15 protein-coding genes are annotated in these 19,376 nt (G+C 38.5%); 8 read left to right on the top strand and 7 right to left on the bottom strand.

What is annotated here, in order from left to right; all coding sequences use genetic code 11:
* Nucleotides 1-100: 100 nt before the first annotated feature.
* From VIM94_RS10420 to VIM94_RS10405, 4 genes are all read left to right on the top strand, one after another.
* Nucleotides 101-424: a phosphoribosylpyrophosphate synthetase gene (locus VIM94_RS10420; RefSeq protein WP_332039237.1), complete on the top strand. Its 324-nt coding sequence runs from the start codon at nt 101-103 to the stop codon at nt 422-424.
* Between the two features lie 96 nt (nt 425-520).
* Nucleotides 521-1,024 (top strand): Dps family protein, encoded by a 504-nt coding sequence (locus VIM94_RS10415; RefSeq protein ID WP_332039236.1) that lies wholly within the window; start codon nt 521-523, stop codon nt 1,022-1,024.
* A 12-nt stretch (nt 1,025-1,036) separates the two neighbouring features.
* Nucleotides 1,037-1,927: a mechanosensitive ion channel family protein gene (locus tag VIM94_RS10410; RefSeq protein ID WP_332039235.1), complete on the top strand. Its 891-nt coding sequence runs from the start codon at nt 1,037-1,039 to the stop codon at nt 1,925-1,927.
* A 1-nt stretch (nt 1,928) separates the two neighbouring features.
* Nucleotides 1,929-2,792, top strand: a complete 864-nt coding sequence (locus VIM94_RS10405; protein WP_332039234.1) for a hypothetical protein — start codon at nt 1,929-1,931, stop codon at nt 2,790-2,792.
* 142 nt (nt 2,793-2,934) lie between these two features.
* Here the strand turns inward: VIM94_RS10405 and VIM94_RS10400 are convergent, their stop codons facing one another.
* Nucleotides 2,935-6,654, bottom strand: a complete 3,720-nt coding sequence (locus VIM94_RS10400) for a metallophosphoesterase (protein WP_332039233.1) — start codon at nt 6,652-6,654, stop codon at nt 2,935-2,937.
* Nucleotides 6,655-6,703: 49 nt separating this feature from the next.
* Between VIM94_RS10400 and VIM94_RS10395 the strand changes: the two genes are divergently transcribed.
* On the top strand, nt 6,704-7,903 hold the full coding sequence (locus VIM94_RS10395) for a Pycsar system effector family protein (RefSeq protein ID WP_332039232.1): 1,200 nt from the start codon (nt 6,704-6,706) through the stop codon (nt 7,901-7,903).
* Here the strand turns inward: VIM94_RS10395 and VIM94_RS10390 are convergent.
* Entirely contained in the window at nt 7,869-10,253 is a 2,385-nt protein-coding gene (locus VIM94_RS10390) for a GAF domain-containing protein (protein WP_332039231.1), read from the bottom strand. The genes VIM94_RS10395 and VIM94_RS10390 overlap by 35 nt on opposite strands.
* Before the next feature lie 137 nt (nt 10,254-10,390).
* Between VIM94_RS10390 and VIM94_RS10385 the strand changes: the two genes are divergently transcribed.
* Nucleotides 10,391-11,512 (top strand): TlpA disulfide reductase family protein, encoded by a 1,122-nt coding sequence (locus tag VIM94_RS10385; RefSeq protein WP_332039230.1) that lies wholly within the window; start codon nt 10,391-10,393, stop codon nt 11,510-11,512.
* A gap of 121 nt (nt 11,513-11,633) precedes the next feature.
* Here the strand turns inward: VIM94_RS10385 and VIM94_RS10380 are convergent, their stop codons facing one another.
* Both VIM94_RS10380 and VIM94_RS10375 read right to left on the bottom strand, forming a co-directional pair.
* Nucleotides 11,634-12,317, bottom strand: coding sequence for an SIMPL domain-containing protein (locus VIM94_RS10380; protein ID WP_332039229.1), 684 nt, complete (start codon nt 12,315-12,317; stop codon nt 11,634-11,636).
* Nucleotides 12,318-12,405: 88 nt separating this feature from the next.
* Nucleotides 12,406-13,053, bottom strand: coding sequence for a rhomboid family intramembrane serine protease (locus VIM94_RS10375; RefSeq protein WP_332039228.1), 648 nt, complete (start codon nt 13,051-13,053; stop codon nt 12,406-12,408).
* Between the two features lie 53 nt (nt 13,054-13,106).
* Between VIM94_RS10375 and VIM94_RS10370 the strand changes: the two genes are divergently transcribed.
* Entirely contained in the window at nt 13,107-14,012 is a 906-nt protein-coding gene (locus VIM94_RS10370; RefSeq protein ID WP_332039227.1) for a lysophospholipid acyltransferase family protein, read from the top strand.
* Here the strand turns inward: VIM94_RS10370 and glmM are convergent.
* Complete coding sequence (glmM, locus tag VIM94_RS10365; protein ID WP_332039226.1) at nt 14,009-15,394, bottom strand: phosphoglucosamine mutase; 1,386 nt, start codon at nt 15,392-15,394, stop codon at nt 14,009-14,011. The genes VIM94_RS10370 and glmM overlap by 4 nt on opposite strands.
* Nucleotides 15,395-15,511: 117 nt before the next feature.
* On the opposite strand from glmM, the gene VIM94_RS10360 reads away from it, so the two are divergent.
* Nucleotides 15,512-16,102 carry an acyl carrier protein phosphodiesterase gene (locus tag VIM94_RS10360; RefSeq protein ID WP_332039225.1) on the top strand — a complete coding sequence of 197 codons (591 nt, stop codon included), beginning with the start codon at nt 15,512-15,514 and terminating at the stop codon, nt 16,100-16,102.
* 184 nt (nt 16,103-16,286) lie between these two features.
* Here VIM94_RS10360 and VIM94_RS10355 read toward each other — a convergent pair whose 3' ends face one another.
* Nucleotides 16,287-17,312: a M12 family metallopeptidase gene (locus VIM94_RS10355; RefSeq protein WP_332039224.1), complete on the bottom strand. Its 1,026-nt coding sequence runs from the start codon at nt 17,310-17,312 to the stop codon at nt 16,287-16,289.
* A 452-nt stretch (nt 17,313-17,764) separates the two neighbouring features.
* On the bottom strand, nt 17,765-19,342 hold the full coding sequence (locus VIM94_RS10350; RefSeq protein WP_332039223.1) for a thrombospondin type 3 repeat-containing protein: 1,578 nt from the start codon (nt 19,340-19,342) through the stop codon (nt 17,765-17,767).
* Nucleotides 19,343-19,376 lie beyond the last annotated feature (34 nt).

Genomic DNA, 19,376 nt, shown 5'->3' with positions numbered 1-19,376 from the left:
TTTTTCATCCGAGTTAAATTTATCCTAAACCCCCGGAGTAGTTTGCAAATATTGGGCTTCCGCCGTAATTTAAACTTCTAATCAAGTCAAAATAATTAAAATGAAAGATTACGGAACATTATCCCAGGCAATTAATAAACTCAAACTGGAGGAAGGCTACGAACACGATTTCAATTTACTGGATGAACAAATTGAGATCAAATCTAAAAATGAAACCTATGGCGTTGAGGAATTTGACGTGGATAAGGTGCTTCGTTTTGAAGGAATGAGCAACCCGGATGACAACGCTATCCTCTATGCAATAACCACCACCAACGGCCGAAAAGGTGTCCTGGTAGATGGTTATGGGATCTCCAGTGGACAGGTTTCCGATGAAATGATGAAAAAGCTTGATCTCAAGGGCCACCGCCCCATCAAGGAATAACCCGTTAAACTTCTATTAAAGCAATAATACGGCTTGGCAAGCTCACTAAACTATTGTAATTTAGTATCGTAATTTAAAAATCAATAAACAAAAACTATGAGTTATTTAGGATTAGATAAAAAGAAGACAGAGAACACCGTAAAGGAACTTAATGTTCTCCTTGCCGATTATCATCTTTATTACCAGAAACTTCGCAATTTTCACTGGAATGTTATAGGAAAAAATTTCTTTGACCTTCACGAAAAGTTCGAGGAGTTATACGATGATGCCAAGCTAAAAGTTGATGAAATAGCCGAAAGAATACTAACCCTGCGCCATCAACCAACAAGTAATCTAAGCGAATACCTGAAGCTTTCTAACCTCAAAGAAGCGAAAGCCGATCTTACCGATTACGAAATGATAGAGGCTCTTTTAAAGGATCACGGAGTCCTGCTTAAGCAGATGCGCAGTGTGGTTGAAGTATCTGATAAAGCCGGCGACGAAGGCACCATAGATCTTATAGGGGCCTACATTAGAGAACTGGAGAAAACAAGCTGGATGCTTGACGCCTGGAAAATGAAAACTACCGATGGCCACGCCCCGGTAAAAAAGGCTAAATAATCTTTCCAATTAATGTTCGATGATTATAACTTTTATGATTCTCTGAAAAAAATAGGGAACAAACTTCAGGAATGGCTGGATACAATAATTCTGAATTTACCGAATTTTGTGCTGGCCATTCTTGTTTTTACCTTATTTCTTATCCTGGCGCGCTATCTTGGCAGAGTCCTGGACCGACTGCTAAGGATTAAGATTAAACAGGTTTCCATCCGCAGGATGATCATAAAAGTCCTCAAGCTTGTTGTAGTTCTTATTGGCTTTTTTGTTGCGCTGGGATTACTTAACCTGGATAAAGTTTTAACTACGGTTCTTGCAAGTGCCGGAGTTGTAGGTCTGGCCATAGGCCTTGCCCTTCAAGGCACCTTAAACAATACCTTTTCGGGGGTTATCCTAAGCTTCCTTCCTGAAATCCAGATAGGTGACTGGATCGAAACCAATTCTTATGCCGGGAAGGTTATAGATATCAATCTTCGGAATATCGTAATCAAACAGGCAGATAATAATTATGTGGTTATTCCCAACTCTAAAATTGTTGAGGAACCTTTTAAGAATTTTTCCAGCACATCGAGATCCAGGGTTGCCCTCGATTGTGGAATTGCGTATAGCTCCAACCTGGAATTTGCACGACAATTAACCCTGGAAACCATTGAGAAAATTTTCCCGCCAAATCCAAATGAAGAAGTGGAGTTTATGTATACCGAATTTGGAGATAGTTCTATTAACTTTGTCATAAGGTTTTGGACAGATGTAACTGCAAACAGGGATATATTAAAGGCAAAGAATCTGGCTATCATCGCAATCAAAAAAGCATTTGATGCTAACGATATAACTATTCCATTCCCAATTAGAACTATCGACTTTTCCAACAATCTTTCGCTGAATAAACCTGAAAGCGACCAATAATATGAATCGATTTAGAATATTAGCCTTCCTGGCGATTTTCCTGCTATGGAGCTGCGAAGATTATGGCCAACTGAAAAAGATTCAACACTTACCTTCCGCCGTGAAAGAAGTTAGCGGGATGGAGAAATTCCCGAATTCCAGGCATCTCTGGATGATCAATGATTCAGGCAACAAAAATATGCTATACGGCCTCAAACCTGGAAATTCCAACTTGAAAACGATTGAAATTAAAAATGCTAAGAATAAAGATTGGGAAGACCTGGCCCGGGATCTTTCCGGTAACCTATATATCGGGGATTTTGGGAATAACCGTAATAAGAGGGAGGACCTGGTTATTTATAAAATAAAGAATCCGGAAACAAACACTTCAGGTGAAACAACAGCCACTAAAATCTTTTTCAGGCTGGAGGACCAGAAAGAATATCCTCCCAAAAGAAAGAACAGAAATTTTGATATAGAGGCTTTTGCACATTTAAACGGGAAGCTATACCTCTTCACAAAAAACCGGAGTAGCAAAAGTAATGGGATTTCCAAGATCTATAGATTACCAGATGAACCAGGAGAATATACGGCTCAATTGATAGGTAAAATCAAGACTTGCAAAAAAAATTCCTGTAGAATTACTGCCGCGGCGGTAAGTCAGGACCAGGAAAAATTAGTCTTACTTACCAACAATTCTGTATATATAATCACAGATTTTAAAAATGACAATTTTGCCAACGGCAAGATAGAATACCTGGAGTTAGGACATAATTCTCAAAAAGAAAGTGTTTGCTTCAAAGATAGCACCAGCCTTTATATCGCGGATGAACAGACTGCTGCCACGGGCCGGCACCTCTATGAGTTCAGGATAAATCAGAATTAAAACAGGCTTTAAAAATTCCTCTACAAATTACTGGTTTAGAGCCGGGCTCTTTCCGAAAAGATTAAGTTTCAGTATAGTTTAAGACTAAAAAAGCCTGCCTTACCAATCCCTTCAGCCAAAAAAACTTTATAAAAAGCCTTGATTAGAATTCAAAGCCGAGGCCAAAGGCGAATCTCCAACCTTCAGAGCCTTTAAAATAACTAAAGCTTCCGTTTACAGCGCGTGCGCTGGTAACCCAGAAACCTCCACCGTAAGAGTCGTGCCATTTGTTGCTGTCTTCAAAATCATTCCAAACTCTACCAAGGTCATAGCCTCCAAAGATTCCTACCTGGATTGGTAAGAAGCCGGTCTTAAATTCATCAAAACTATAGCGCAAATCCCCTCCGGTAGCGAAGGCACTTTTCCCTATGAACCTGTGCAACCTGTAACCTCTGAGACCGGTATCCCCTCCCAGGCGTGCTGCCTGATAGAATTCGTAGCCATCGCCCATATTTAAATGTGCCATTACCTTAGATTTAAGAACCAGTTTTCGGTTCCTGCTCAGAGCGTTAAAGAAACTCCAGTAAGGTTTAAAATATCCGTAATGCTGATCGGTGTTGGCTGTATTGAGTTTTCCTCCAAGATTAAGTTCAAACTTCATTCCCCGGGTTGGATTGAGGGAGTTATCATAACTTTCGTATCGATATAATGCATCCAGGCCGGCAAAATATTTTCTATTAAAAAAGTCTTCGTCATTGATACTAAATTCCTCGTGAATAAATCTTCCTTCGGTATCTTCTACTTTATTGCTTTCAAAATTGGCTAAATAACTAAAATAGCTCCCAAAAGGGGTCTTTCTTACAAACCCCGCTTTAGCCCCGTACCTACTTATCTTGACACGATTATAATCCATCCCCAATTGGTCATCAAAATTTTCAGTTTCATTTCCGTAGCCAAAGAGATTGCTCGCAAAATTCGGACTGTTATAACTGGCTCCAACCTGTAGATTATACCTTCCTATGATATTAGCGAATTCTCCTTCATAATAAAGGTCGTAACCATTGGTAGCAAAATAATACCCTCCGCCAAAAGTGTGTTTGGAAGTAAATGGATTACGTTTAAAATCGTTTACAGTATAAACACTTTCAATTCCTATTTTAAAACCATCATCAGGGTTGTAACCAAAACCGGGAATAAAAGCTCCACCTTTAAAATTTTTCTTATCCTTGTCATAGGTATTAATATCATAATGATCCCGGAATCTAAATCTGGCATCCCCAGCCTCCGCTACCGTATTAGGCAGGGATTTATGGTCATAGATCTTTAGTCTATTGCCGTTTTTAATGGTATAGACGTCGTTACCCAAGCCCCCAATAATTCTTATGTAGATCTCTTCATCCCCATCTCCCTCTACCCGAATTTTATCCTCATCATCCAGTCCATAGATCCAGATATCTTTTGTCTCATCCCCGGAGTATACTTTTTGGCTGAGGATCTCTGCGCGTTCCCCATCTTTATTTCGGGTCACTGTGACCCGAGTTTTACCTCCAGGCATTCTGGTTACATCTATAAAATCGTCTTTATCAGTTCCGGTTACAATAGCAAGACTCGCCAAATGGTCATAATATCGCATTGAGATATCTACAATATTATCTCTTCGGCCTTTTAACTTTGCGATAAGGTCTTCCAGGGTTTCTCCGCTGCTTTCCGGCGGGAGTTTCTTAAAGGCTTTTTCAATAGCCGCATCAGTCATATTTTCCTGGACAAACCTGGCTTGTTCCAACCAGGTCTCACGTCCCACATTCTGAAGCAGGGACCGGTCAAGCCCTACAGCCGCGATATTAAACCATTCTACATCCTTAATATCTTCATCATACACCGCAAACTGGTTTGCGAAGCCTGCCAGAGCCCTGAGAGTCCCAAAAAAGGCGCCGTCAAAATTAGAAAACACCTGGTCCCGGTCTCTCGGAATGGCTTCAAAAGTACGGTTTCCTTCCTTGTCTTCGATCTCAGCCCATCGCCATTGATCCTGGTGGCGATCCCAATCCCCTATTAGCATATCGAAAATTCGGGATCTCACATATCTCGGCTCATCGAGCGTATACTTCTCATCTCGTCTTAGCCTTTCAAACATATCGGCAGTACTCACAATATCGTGGTTTGGGCTACCGAAACTTTCCTTTCCAAGCCAGTTTTCTTCCGGGCGTTCAACGATCATATAAATATCATCGCCGTGTTCTTCATTATACCTTCCAAGAATTGGCTGTTTAGGCATATAAAACAGTTCAGGATTGGTATGATGTACATCAACGGCGGAGGCCAACCCAGGTACAGCTAAAAAAGCATAGGGATGGGCTGCGGTGTAAAAATCGGTCATCAGTCGCTCTGCAACAGTATTTTCCAGTTCATCCTGAATAGGAGTTGTTTTAAAGGCCACTTTCTGCAAATACTGAACAGATTCTTTTTTGATCCTACGCATATTATACTCCCGGTTAAGCGTGTCTTTCATTCGCACTGAAACCGTTTGGTGTCCCCCCGATTTAATAAGCGGCTCGAGACCTCCATATAAAGTATCGAGATCTGCTACCTTCACTTCGATCTCTTTTCCGTAGAGTTCACGATAACGTTTACCCCAAACTGTTCGATGAAAATCGCTTTTCTCTGTCTCCTCTTTTGTATACACCGAGGTTGTAATGGTTTGAGGGAATTCTGTCGAGAACTGGCTTAGATCGTACTCCTGAGGTGCAGCATTGATTTCCTTCTGAAAAAGCAATTTGGCCTTATTCTTTTCATTTCCGTAGAAACTCACCCAGGAAGAGCCATCTTTAAACACATCTAAAACCGCAAATCCCTGACCACCGTAAGCGAAACGCCCATCATTGCTAAGACTCGCAAAGGTTCCTTTTGAACCAGACCCGGAAACGATTTGCTTGATATTTCCATTATCTATATACTGAAGAGAATGCTCATGTCCGGAAAGAAAAATAACACGTTCTCTTCTATGAGCTATGGTTTCAAGTCTTCGGGCAAGCGATTTATATCTTTCATTCTGAAGATCCTGAATAGAAACTCCTCCTGTGGTCCTTATCAGCATTGCCAGAGAACCTAATATTGGAATCGGCAGTTTCTTTTGAGTAGGGTAAATATGTCGGTTGAAATTGTATTGCCCCCCATGAATTCCGTTAGAAAGTATAGGATGGTGCATAGTAATAAGCACGGTTTTATTCTGACTCTTTTTAAGTTCTGTTTCTACTTCCAGCAACATAGCTTCACGGGTTTTAATCTGCCCGCAATCGTCGTTTACCTTAGGGTGTTTGTCCCAATCTGTAAGATACCACTGGGAATCGATAACTATAAGTTGAATATCATCAGAAACCTCGATAATTTCAAGTCCGCACCCCGTATCAGGAGACCAAATAAGGTTTTCTTCAAACTTTTCTTTTAGATAGTCCTCCTGGCGATCAAGGCCCGGTATGCCTTTATTATACCAATCATGGTTACCGGGAATCACCAGCACATGCCCATCATACTCTTCAATAGCATCAAGTTGGGCATCAAGCATATACTCTGCCTTTTCTCTTTCAGGATCATCTTCTTCCGGCATGCCGTCGGGATAGATATTATCACCAAGGAAGAAGGTATAATTTTCTGGTTTTTTCACCGAATCAAGGAAGTTTTTGAAAGCAATAAGGCCTTCAGAGGAACCACCTTCAGGCGAATAACCGCCATCGCCAATTAAATAAAAAGATTTTTCTATTTCTTTATCCTGGGGATAGCCAAAATTCTCTTCAGGCTCATCCTCATGAATTTTCGGTTTTACTGTAACACAGGAGGTTATAATAATCACGAGAGCGAGAAATGGAAAGAAGATATTTTTTTTCATATATGAGTTTGATCTTTTTTGTAATTTGGCGTGGTAAAAAAAAGCGCACATGAACCAACTAACAGAGAAAGCCGATAAATTTGTGCTGAATCTTTTTAAGGAAAAATTACCCAATACTTTTATATATCATAACTACAAGCATACGCAGCGAGTGGTTAAAAGTACTAAAGAATTAATTGATAATTCTGAAATTAATGTTAAAGACAAAGAGGCGCTATTGCTGGCTGCATGGCTACATGACACCGGTTATACGCGAACATTTAAGGGTCATGAAAAAGAGAGCGCAGCCATTGCAACTACCTTTTTAAAAAAACATAATGCCACCCCTGAACTCATTGAAAAAGTTCAAAAATATATCAAAGCTACCTGCTTTGATACTGAACCGGAAAGTCTTCCTGAAAAGATAATGAGGGATGCAGATTCCTCTCACTTCGCAAAAGAGTATTTCGAAGAAACCAGTGAATTGCTCAGGCAGGAATTAGAATTGCTGAATATTAAAAATTTTTCCGCCTCGGAATGGGTTCAGGAAAATATTGAGATGCTCACAGAAAAGCATCAATTCTATACCACTTATGCGCTTACCAACTGGCAGCAAGGCAAAGAGAAAAACCTTCTTGATCTCATAGAATCACAAAAAAAACAGCAAAAAAAGCTTAAAAAGGAAGAGGCCAAGGCCCGAATGAAAGCAAAGTTCAAGAATGATAATCCCGAACGTAGTATCCAAACGCTTTTCAGGGTGACTTTGCGAAACCATATTAAATTAAGCGATATTGCCGATACTAAGGCAAACATCCTGCTTTCAGTTAATGCCATTATTATTTCCCTGGCTTTTGCCAATCTGTTACCAAAACTCAATACTGAAGCGCATACTCATCTTTTAATCCCTATTCTTATCCTAATGATTTTTAGTGTGGCCTCAATCATACTTTCCATAATGTCTACCAGGCCAAATGTCACCAGCGGAGAATTCACCAAAGATCAGGTTAAGAACAGAGAAGTGAATTTATTATTCTTCGGGAATTTCCATAAAATGCCCTTCGAACTGTTTCGTTGGGGAATGAAAGAGATCATTAAAGACAAAGATTATGTATATGAATCTTTAATGCTCGATTTACACCTGCTGGGAAAAGTACTTCATAGGAAATATAAACTACTGAGAATTACCTATACCGTTTTTATGACAGGAATAATTCTTTCAGTATTAAGCTTTATAATTACTTATTATCTGATGCCTGCGCCTGTTGCATAAAATCCTCGTATGTAATGGTTTTTTCAGCTTCAGACTCGTTTGAAGTGTATAGAATATTTACGCGTATAGCCTTAAGTCCAACTACACCCTGTACATCCTCCAATTCAAGAACTTCTACCTCCTCGCCTAAATATTTCTTGGCCTGGAGGTATTTTATATAGCGAAGATATTCCCGCTCATCAGAGCGCTGGGAATAAATAATTGCGATCTTTCCTTTTTGAGTGATTCGTTCTTCAGTGTTTTTAATAAAAGCCTTATCAATACGTTTTTTAATGATTTCGTATCGGGCATTATAAGTGCCATCTACATCAAATTTCTTTTCATCCATCCTGTACCTTATCGATAAGGTGGTATTATAAACAAGTATTAAAGAAGCGGCATCCAGCTTTATGGGTGTGTTTTTCTGCAATTGGTAGAAACGGTTTTCCATTTCACACATAGTACTCAACTGCCACAATCTCATATTATACAGATAAACTTTATTAAAGGCTTTATTTCTCGCCATCGAAGCCCCTATATAGATATTATGGTCTACACCATCTGTTTTATAACGTTCAAAATAATGCGGATAAATCTCCTGTGCCTTTACCTGCTTCCTGTCTATATAACGGGACATCGTACGGTTGATTTGTTGTACTGTTTCATCATATTTCTTGCGATGATTATATACAATTCCCGTTTCAGGATTAAGTTCCTTTTGATAATCCACTACCATCTGCTTCAATTCGGCAAATTGCTTCTTGAGATGGGACATTATTGGGTTCACCTCTTTTTGTAAAAGATCGAAGACCTTCTGTTCACTGGAAGCGTTCAGGCTTTCCTTTAATTCCTTTCTGAAATCCGCAATTCTGAATTTCACCTGCTCATAGATTGGAAGTTGTTCTTTCTCGTAGGCTTTGTCAATAATCTTTACAATTATTTTTAACTGATGCAGTAAATCCTTCTGAATAGCTTCGTTTCTGGCTTCAGAAGAGGCTACCACATCAATTTGACCATAAAGCGGATATATATCCTTAAAAACTATATCCTTAAAAGAGGCCAGTCCGTCTTCATCAAAATCTTTAATAAATTTCTTAGCTTCCTTTTCAAATACCCAAAGAACACTGGGGTGAATAGAAGTGCATTCACTTTGAATAACCGCTTTAATCCTGTTTTCGAAATCGGAACGATTACGGTCTACAGCCGTTGCGATATATGGAAGGATCTCATCCAGCTTAATGGTATTGATACTATTAAGTTCATTTTTGCGGGTAGACACCAACTCAAGAATTCCCAAAAGCCTATTATTCTTGACCACAGGTGCCAGAATACAACTCTTAATACCATTGGAAAGCAATTGTTGGGAGAGGAAATTATCGTTGTTTTTCCTGGCATATGCTTTCACGTTGGGGATACTGAAGAAACTGCGTTCCTCAAACAATTTCCTAAAGCCTTTTTCACATAAACCAGACTTACAATCACTTTCTTTTTTAGTACTTAAAATAAAACTTCTGGCATCTTTACTTTCCATTCGTTCAAAAAGATTATCCTGCGAGTTATACACTGTATAACCAACTTTTAAATCAGGTATCTTATAAATAGATCTAAAGATTTTCTGTAGTTTCAGCAGTTCGTCTTTTTGTGAAGCCTGTTCAAATAACAATGTTGTTTTCAATTCTGAAATTGCTTCATCTATGGTTACATCGGTAAGATTCAGGATGATAAAGCCTCTAAATAACCAGCTTTGCGGAGGGAACATTTCTTTCCAGACAGAAATATCCTCAAAATTCTGAATGAGTTTATCCACATCATCCTGGCTTATTTTCTTTGCTTTCTCGGTAGGTTTCAAATCAACAAAATCCCCGTTTATAGCTATACGATAATGACGCATTATTCCATTTTCATCAGGAATATCATAATACATTGGCCTGGAGAAATCTATGTCGTAACCATAGTAGTCATTCAAAATGTTAATACACGCGCGGATGTAATGCATATCATCATCCATATTACGCATTTGAATATTAAAATCTTCTCCCGCATTCTTCATTATTCTTTTTAATCTTTTAGAACGGTTAAAGAATATATTATGAAGAGGTGCAGAAGCTGTTTTAATCTCGTTATCGCTTAAAATGCTGGGAAAGATATCATCCAAAAGGATTTTAATGGGTTCTTTAAGCTCAGTCAGTTCAGCGGGATCTTCAATACCTTCAGTTAACTGGGGAAAAGAATCTGTATACTTCAGGATCTTCTCGACATATTCACGGGAAATCCCGCCAATTCCATTCTCAAGTTGCTCCTTATAAACATCAACTACTTTGTGAAAGCTGATCTTAATCTTAAATGGAAAATCTTCAATTTGTTCTTTCATTACCTAATAATATGGGGTAAAATTACATTTTCTGTAGGCCCGGATTTTGATGGAGCTCCAAATTAACAATATTTTATAAAAATGAAAGACACTTCTAATAGCAGTTGTTTATTTTTGCAGAAAATAAAAATGATATTATGAGAAAACTATTAGCAATAGCTGGCCTGGCCTTAATAGCCATATCCTGCCAGGACGATAAAGGTTATTCTATAAAAGGTACTGCAGAGGGTATTGAAGATGGTAAAATGGTATATATATCTGAGATCCAGAATCCAACTTCCCGTCCCGAAATAATTGATTCTACAGAGATTAAAGATGAAAAATTTGAACTCGATCTTGCCGAGATTGAAAACTCTAATTTAAGTTTCTTAGAAATTGAAGGCCTCGATGGAAATGTGATTTTTATTTCAGAAAACCAACCTATTAATTTCGAGATCTTTAAAGATAGCCTGAGAGCTTCCGAAGTTAAGGGTGGAGAAGAAAACCAGACCTTGACAACATACCTCGACCATCTTAAAGAAACCAATAAAAAAGTAGGGCAAGGACGCCAGCAGATGCAACAGGCCTTCCAACAAAGAGATTCTACTCAATTAAGAGTACTCCAGGAAGCCGAAAGCGAATTGATGGACAATGACAAGCTCTTCAAAAAGAAAATGGTAAAAGAAAACCCCGGTTCGTTTGTGTCGGTAATGATTCTTATGGATATGATGAATATGAAGGCATTCCCTGTTAATGAGATCAAAGAATTATATAAAGGCCTGGACGACCAGGTAAAACAAAGCGCCATCGCAAAATCCCTCGAGCAAAAACTAGAAAGGGAGAGCGCTGTAGCCATAGGCAGTAAAGCTCCTAATTTTACAGCTCCAACCCCGGAAGGGGAAGATCTATCCCTGGAAGACATTCGTGGAGAAGTTACCGTAATCGATTTTTGGGCTGCCTGGTGTAAACCTTGTAGAGTAGAAAACCCAAACGTGGTTAAAATCTATGAAAAATATCACGACAAGGGACTTGAGATCATTGGTGTTTCCCTGGATCGCCCAAATCAGAGAGATAAGTGGCTTAAGGCAATTGAAGAAGATAAACTGCCCTGGCACCAGGTTTCTAACCTGGAATTCTGGAATGAACCGGTGGCACAGCAATATGGAATTCGAGCTATTCCTGCCACTTTTATCCTGGATAAGGATGGCATAATAGTAGCCCGTGACCTAAGAGGACAAAATCTTGAAAACAAGATCGCCGAACTTTTAGGTGAAGAATAAACCTTATACTTCTGAACACTAAAAAAAGCGCCCTGTGGGCGCTTTTTTGTTTATGGATAGGCTCTGATTAAATTCAGAATGGCTTTCAAATATTTATAAAACAACCTTTTAATTTGGTTTTTTAATGCAATTGAAAGCCAACATGCACTTTCACACTAATTTCCATCTCACCGGGAGAAAGGGTTTCCTGTGATCCCGATTCTTCACTCATTTTCATGTCGGCCATTCGGTATACAGGCTGAAAATTATTTCCTGAAGATTCACTAATTGAAATAGCTTTTCCAACCTTCTGGTTAAGGGGCTCTGCGAATTCCTGGGCTTTCCTCTTAGCAGCGAGCACAGCTCTTTTCCTGGCTTCTGTTTTATGTTTCTCGACTTCAGAAGATTTAAATTGAATACCGTTAATTCCGTTTAATCCGTTTTCCAGTAATCCGCTGATTATTTCTTCATACTTATTAAGATCTTCTAAGGTAATGGTGATAGCCTGTCTAGCTACATAAGTATAGGATTTATCGTTATAATTATATCTTTTATTAAGGTTAACATAATCTGTCTGGATATTTTTTTCAGGAATATTCTGAGATTTTAAATATTTCAGAATTGCATCGGCAGTATGATCGTTTTCTTTCTTAACAGAATTGGCATTTACACCCTCATGTTCAATTTGGCTTTTTATAATAACCTGGTCAGGAACCACCTTTACAATTCCTTCTCCGGAAACAAAAATTCCCTGGTTCAGCTTGTTTTCCTGGGATACAACCCCCATACTTAACAATATAGCAGTAAGCAGAAGCAGTCTTTTCATAAGTAGTTTTTTATTGTTTATAATTATCCTCATTCCCTAATTCATATAAAATTAGATTTATAATTTCAGAAACAAGAAAAATACCAAATTAAAGTTTTCCCATTTTTTGTAGCACGAATAAGATAACAATGGGGATTGCCAACAGGATAACCATCAGTAAATGATTCTCAAAAACCCAGGGAGCCAGAGCCAGGGTTAATACATAGCCTCCTACAGCTCCACCAAAATGGGCATCGTGGCCAATATTACCCAACCTCTTTTTCATTCCGTAAATAGTGTACAAAAGATAACCTATTCCGAAGATATAGGCCGGCACAGGAATTATAAAAAACAAACCAAGCATCATATCGGGTTGCAGGAGAATAGCCGAATAAAGCACTCCCATCACTGCTCCACTGGCACCAACAGCACTATAATGTGGCTCGTCTTTATGAAAGAAATAAGAAAGCAAATTACCGAGTATTAAACTTACCAGGTAAACAAGTACAAACCCGCCCGAACCAATTCCAAAGATCACTACATTGGCAAAAAAATAGAGCGTAAGCATATTTACGAATAAATGCGTGGTGTCAACATGCAGGAAACCTGAGGTAAATACCTGAAACTTTGCCCCTCTTTTTAGATCGGCTATATTGAATTTAAATTTTTGAAAAAATGTATCATCATTAAAACCTTTAAAAGAGATAAGAACATTAGCGGCAATAATGATAATAGTAACAAGGTTTAATTCCCCCATAATTGGATTTAATTTAATGTCAAATATACCATATATTTGCTGAAAGTTGTCTTATGCATCGCCTGGTTTTCTGGTTGACCTATCCCCTTCTCTGGTTTATTTCTATACTTCCTTTCCGGTTGTTTTACCTGGTTTCGGATATGGTATTTGTATTGGTATATCACATTTTTAGATACCGAAGAAAGACTGTAAAAGAAAATCTCAACCTGGTATTTCCCAGGAAGTCTACCGAAGAAAAGAAATCTATTCAAAAGAAGTTTTACCGTCATATGTGCGATATTTTCCTGGAGATGGTAAAAAGTATTTCCATTTCTAACGAAGAATTAAAAAAACGCTTTGTTTTTACCAATCCTGAAGAATTTGAAAGGCTGAAGAAGCTTGATAAAAGTATTATCGCTATGTGCGGGCATTATGCAAGTTATGAATGGTTAATTGCGCTACAACTCCACGGTATAGATTATAAGGCCTTTGGAATATATAAGAAGGTAAAAAACCCGTATTTTGATAAACTGGCCAGAGATATTCGTGGGAAATTTGACGGAGTATTGATCCCCACTATTCAGGCAACCTCACAAATTACAGCCTTAGAGAAAGCCGGTCAACGAGGTGTCTATGCAATGATTGCCGACCAATCTCCAAAACGCTATAAGAAAACTCATTGGATAGATTTTATGGGGATTAAGGTGCCCGTTTTTATTGGCTCTGAAGTACTCGCCCGAAAGTTAGATCTGGCCGTGGTATATTTAAATGTTGAAAAAGTTAAGCGAGGCCATTATGCCGCCACTTTGATCAACATTACCGATAATCCCAGGCAAGAACCCGAATTTGCCATTACTAAAGAATACATCAAATTACTGGAGCGTCAGATTAACATTGACCCTCAATATTACTTATGGACCCATAAACGGTGGAAACACCGCAACAGGCCCATTTCAGAAGATTCTGTAATAATTGACTAAGCGATAATCGTTTTGATCTCGGCGATCATTTGCTGGGCAAGATCATCGGCTTCCTGCTGAGATTTCGCTTCGGTATAAATCCTGATAATAGGTTCAGTATTAGATTTCCTTAGGTGAACCCAATTTTCTGGAAAGTCGATTTTCACTCCATCTACAGTAGAAACCTGTTCATCCCTGTGTCTTTGCTCTACTGCTTTTAGGATTCCATCTACATCAAGGTCGGGCGTTAACTGAATCTTATTCTTACTCATAAAATAAGCAGGATACTCATTTCTTAACTCGGATACCTTTTGCTTTCTCTCAGCCATAAGACTTAAGAACAGTGCAATACCAACAAGGCTGTCCCTTCCGTAATGGGACTCGGGGTAAATAATTCCGCCATTTCCTTCTCCGCCGATCACCGCGTTGCTTTCTTTCATTAATTTAACAACATTCACTTCTCCTACAGCGCTGGCCTTATAATTTCCATTATATTTTTTAGTAACATCACTGAGCGCACGTGAAGAAGAAAGATTGCTCACCGTATCGCCCGAAGTTTTAGAAAGCACATAATCGGCACAGGCTACAAGGGTATATTCTTCACCAAACATTTCACCATTTTCGTCAATTATTGCCAGCCTGTCAACATCCGGATCTACGACGAATCCCATATCGGCTTTTTCTTTAACCACAAGATCAGAGATGTCCTGAAGATGTTCTTTTAAAGGTTCGGGGTTATGCGGAAAATGACCATTTGGTTCACAGTATAATTCTACTACTTCCACCCCGAGTTTTTTTAGTAGGGCCGGGATAACGATTCCTCCGGTAGAATTCACTCCGTCTACCACCACTTTAAAGCCTGCCTTTTTAATCTTACCGGCTTCAACGAGTTTTAATTTAAGGACCTCCTCAATATGAATGTCCATATAATTCTCCTTTGTAGTAATTTTTCCGAGGTCATCAACTTCGGTAAAATTAAAATCTTCGGTCTCTGCAATGCTAAGAATTTTCGCCCCCTCTTCTCCATCCAAAAACTCGCCCCTTGAATTCAGCAATTTAAGAGCATTCCATTCTTTAGGATTATGGCTGGCAGTTAGGATAATACCACCGTCTGCTTTCTCCAGGGGAACGGCAATCTCCACAGTGGGTGTGGTGGACAGGCCAAGATCAATAACATCAATACCAAGACCGGTAAGTGTGTTCATTGTTAATTCCTGGATCATTTTTCCTGAAATACGGGCATCTCTTCCCACCACGACTTTTAAATTCTCTTTATTTAAGGAATTTTTCAGCCAGGTACCATAGGCTGCAGCAAATTTCACAGCATCCAATGGAGTTAGGTTTTCACCGGTTTTCCCTCCAATTGTACCCCGAATTCCAGAAATAGATTTTATTAAGCTCATAAATTTATATTGATTTTGTAAAAAGAAGTTTTAACAAATATACAAGTCGTTGGAAGTATCAGACAAAACTTAACACAAATTAAACAGCATAAACCCAAAATTCACTAACTTTCTTCAATGAATTATCTGGCCCACATATATCTCTCTGGAGAGGATAACGAACTGAAAATCGGCAACTTTATAGCAGATTCTGTAAAAGGAAAAGATTTTTTGAAATATTCGGGAAGAATTCAACAAGGTATTATTCTACACAGAGCCATAGACACTTATACCGACATACATCCGGTATTTGGAAAAAGCAGGAAAAGACTTTTTCCTAAATTCCGCCATTACAGTGGAGTTATTGTAGATATGTTCTATGATCATTTCCTCGCAGCAAACTGGAATCAGTATTCCGACGAACCTCTGGAAGAGTACACAAAAAAATTTTATGCCCTGCTTCAGAGAAACTGGCAATTTCTTCCCACTCGCGTTCAAAATTTTTATCCCTATATGGTACAGGATGATTGGTTTTTAAGGTATAAAACGGTAGATGGAATTGCAAAAATACTTGCTCAGATGAATCGCAGAACACGCTTTATTTCCCAATTGCATCTGGCTGTAATGGAACTGGAAATATATTATGAAGACTTCGGAAATGAATTTCTGGAGTTTTTTCCAGATCTAATAGATTTCACTTCAAAAGAAATTGAGCAATTAAAGGACTAAGGGGTTTCCTGTATTTTTTAAAATTATTTACAGGCTTTTATTGAGTTCTATTTTTTGGAAGATTTTTGGGGAATATTAACACATTTTTGTGTGGAATGGGATTACCCAACCTGAAATATAAAACTTGTTAACACAAAAAAAAGCCCGGAAATTTCCGGGCTTTTTTTTGGAATAGGTCAAAAGGCTAGGCCCAATACCAAACTCCATCAATTAAATTTAATCCTCTCCATCCGAATTGGGTTTTGAGATACCAATTATCATACATACGTAAAACCGTCACTCCATTAATAGTATAATATTCTCCGTTTTCATATGTAGGAGCAGTTGTACCTCCGGGGTACATCGCCGCTATTCCTTGTTTATCTCCACTGGACAATTGGGTACGTTGTACATTATAAGTACTTCCATTGGTTTTGGTAATGGTAGGCTCTCCGTTCTTCGAAAAAGAATAAGAACCATACATCATTATAGATCCTAGATCCAGGCTTGAAGTATATTCATCACCATCAAACCCACCTTCATCATACGTGTGAAAATTGTGCTCAGTTCCGCTTTTAATATTATCGTAATGAACAGTGATATAATTACTTCTGTCTACACGACTTTGCTCGTGCCATAGTCCAACGGCATGTCCAATTTCATGAATAGTATTGCCGGTAGAACAGCTACTGGAAAGAGTAATATTTTGTCTCCCTCCAATCATTCCTACATAAGAAGAACATCCGGAACCGGGAGTAAAGTATACATAATTAGACTCTCCTGACCTTTCAATAAATTGAATGTTGGTATTAGCTTCCCAATGCTTTATAGCATCATATACCCTGTCTTTACTGGGCAAGCTTCCGTCAATAGCGTAATAGACCTTATTATCCGGCCATAACCCGTTGGTACGTCCCACACTTTTAACATCAACTTTTTCACCTTTTTCATAAACCAGTTTCTGAGGCTCTGAACTGGTTAAATGAGCGGGAATCATTATATCCCCTTGGTAAACATAATCCTGACCATGTTTCTCAACCGGAATTTTTTGTCCGGTATAATAAACATCTGATACCGGTCCAACATTATCGGGATAGGCTATCTCTGTAAGTGATTCTCCAACTTCGTTGGTTTCTGTTTGCGTTTCTGCTTCTACTGTTTCATTCACTGGATCTTTACTACAGGCCATAATTGTTAGTGCCGATAGTAACATAAATTTGCTTTTTCTCATAAGTAGGGTTTTTTACCTAAATTTTAGATTTAAATAATTTTAGTTAAAAATTTATTTACCCAGGTTTTACAAAGGTCATTCCAAAAATTCCCAATGAATCAGGAGCTAATTATTTAACAGTCAGTTTCCTACAAAAAATAAATCGAATCAATATATATGTCTATCCAGGGGCGGGACAGGGTTTGATCCGATTAATTATTTCTCTTATAAAACTCACTGCAAATGAGATTGTTAACACTGAGAATTAATCATAAAAATTTGTAATACTCTGGGTTGTACACTACTAACATAACAAACTCCATATTTCAATAAAACTTTTTGAAAATTTTAACAAAAAAAAGCTGTTCGGAAAATCCGAACAGCCTCTTTTACTACCATCGCAAAGGATGATAATAAAAACTAACCAGTATATTAGTCACCCCCCGGTTAATCAATAACTGGTTAGTATAGAATTAAATTGCAGGGCAAACATTTACCCTCATATCCAAATCAAATCCTAGGGTGTAATCACCCACGATAGTCATTGTTGCAGTGCCTTCATTATTGAAATCGAAACATTTTATGTAGTCTCCAATAATAACTTCAGTTTCATCAACTAAATAAGCATTATTGGCTATATTCATAGTTATTTCAATTATCACATCACCACTACCATTAACACTTACTGCTACATTTCCAATTTCGGTACCGTCAAGAAGTAATTGATAAGGAAATTGATCACTTACATTTTCCTCGCTAAAGCTTGTAGTCTCACAATTACTTGCAGTATCAGGATCTGGTAAACAAGGAACTACTACCACTGCTCCACAGGTAGGATCAGGATCATTCACACATCCTTCTGCTTCCTCAGCGTCTATAATTCCATCACAGTCTGCGTCAGGTTCCTGGTCTGGGTTGGCTAAGTTAGGACAGTTATCCAGTCCATCGCGAACACCATCGCCATCACTATCAGGACAACCATCGGTAGCTACTGTACCAGGAGTTTCAGGACAATCGTCAACCCCGTTAAGTATACCATCATTATCACAATCAGCTTCCGGATCAGTTAAATCACATTCATCACCGCCACCGTTGTCATCATCGCAGCCAAATCTTAGGTGAGCATACTCTGCAGTTTCTCCATCATCATTTAAAAGCGACATAATAGCGTTCCTGGTTAACGTACCATCAAGAACCATATCCGGAGCTTCTCCATAAACATCATCCCAATCTTCCAGAGTAGCTCTCCAGTAAATATAAGGAACATCTCCATCCAGGTTAGTTGGATTAGGTAAAGCAAAACATAGTGGTGCTACTGATGGATCTTCACCATCTGTGCTAGCTACAGGGTATAATAATTCATTATATAATAAATCCCCACTATCATCAGTGCCCATATATACTTCAAAAGAATAGTAAGCAGGAAAATGCCTTCCGTTTTCATCACAATAATTGGCAAAAACACAGAATTCAAAAGCTTCTTTTCCAATTATATCGAAGAACAGATATCCATATTCGTTCACCATGCGGTCATCAAAACATAATACCTCTACGTCTACATATTTTTTTACTCCGGCTCCAAGACTTATATCAAGTGGAAGCGGGTTATCTACAAATTCGTCCAGGTCGCCTCCCATTGTTGGAGCAAGCCAGATCATCTCATCATCAGCGTTGTAAACCGCAAAATAGGTTAAAACATAATCACCCGGGATCAGTTCAAGATCTGCAGATTCCTGAGTAAACCATACATCTTCTCCATCTTCCTGGATAGGGGTTGGGTGAACATTAACTACTAAAGGTTCTTCCATACTACCTACGTTTTCGTCTCCTGTAAGAACAACTTCTACGTATGCAGGTTCATCATCTACACAAACAGGAATTCCTAAATCGGCTTGTTGCTTACTATCATTAATAAGATCATTAAGAACAGTTCCAAAAGACAACGTAGCCGTAGCATCTTCCTGTAAAACATCAGTTTCTTCTTTACTACATGAGGTAAATAACATTGCTATTATAGCAATGGCCCCCAGGTATTTATTAAAATTTTTCATAATTAAATTATTTAAGAATGGTTATTAAAGTGTT

Source organism: Salegentibacter sp. (genome assembly GCF_036568425.1).
GTDB lineage: Bacteria > Bacteroidota > Bacteroidia > Flavobacteriales > Flavobacteriaceae > Salegentibacter.
Note: the sequence above shows the minus strand (reverse complement) of the source record. Positions and strands in the feature narration are given on the sequence as shown.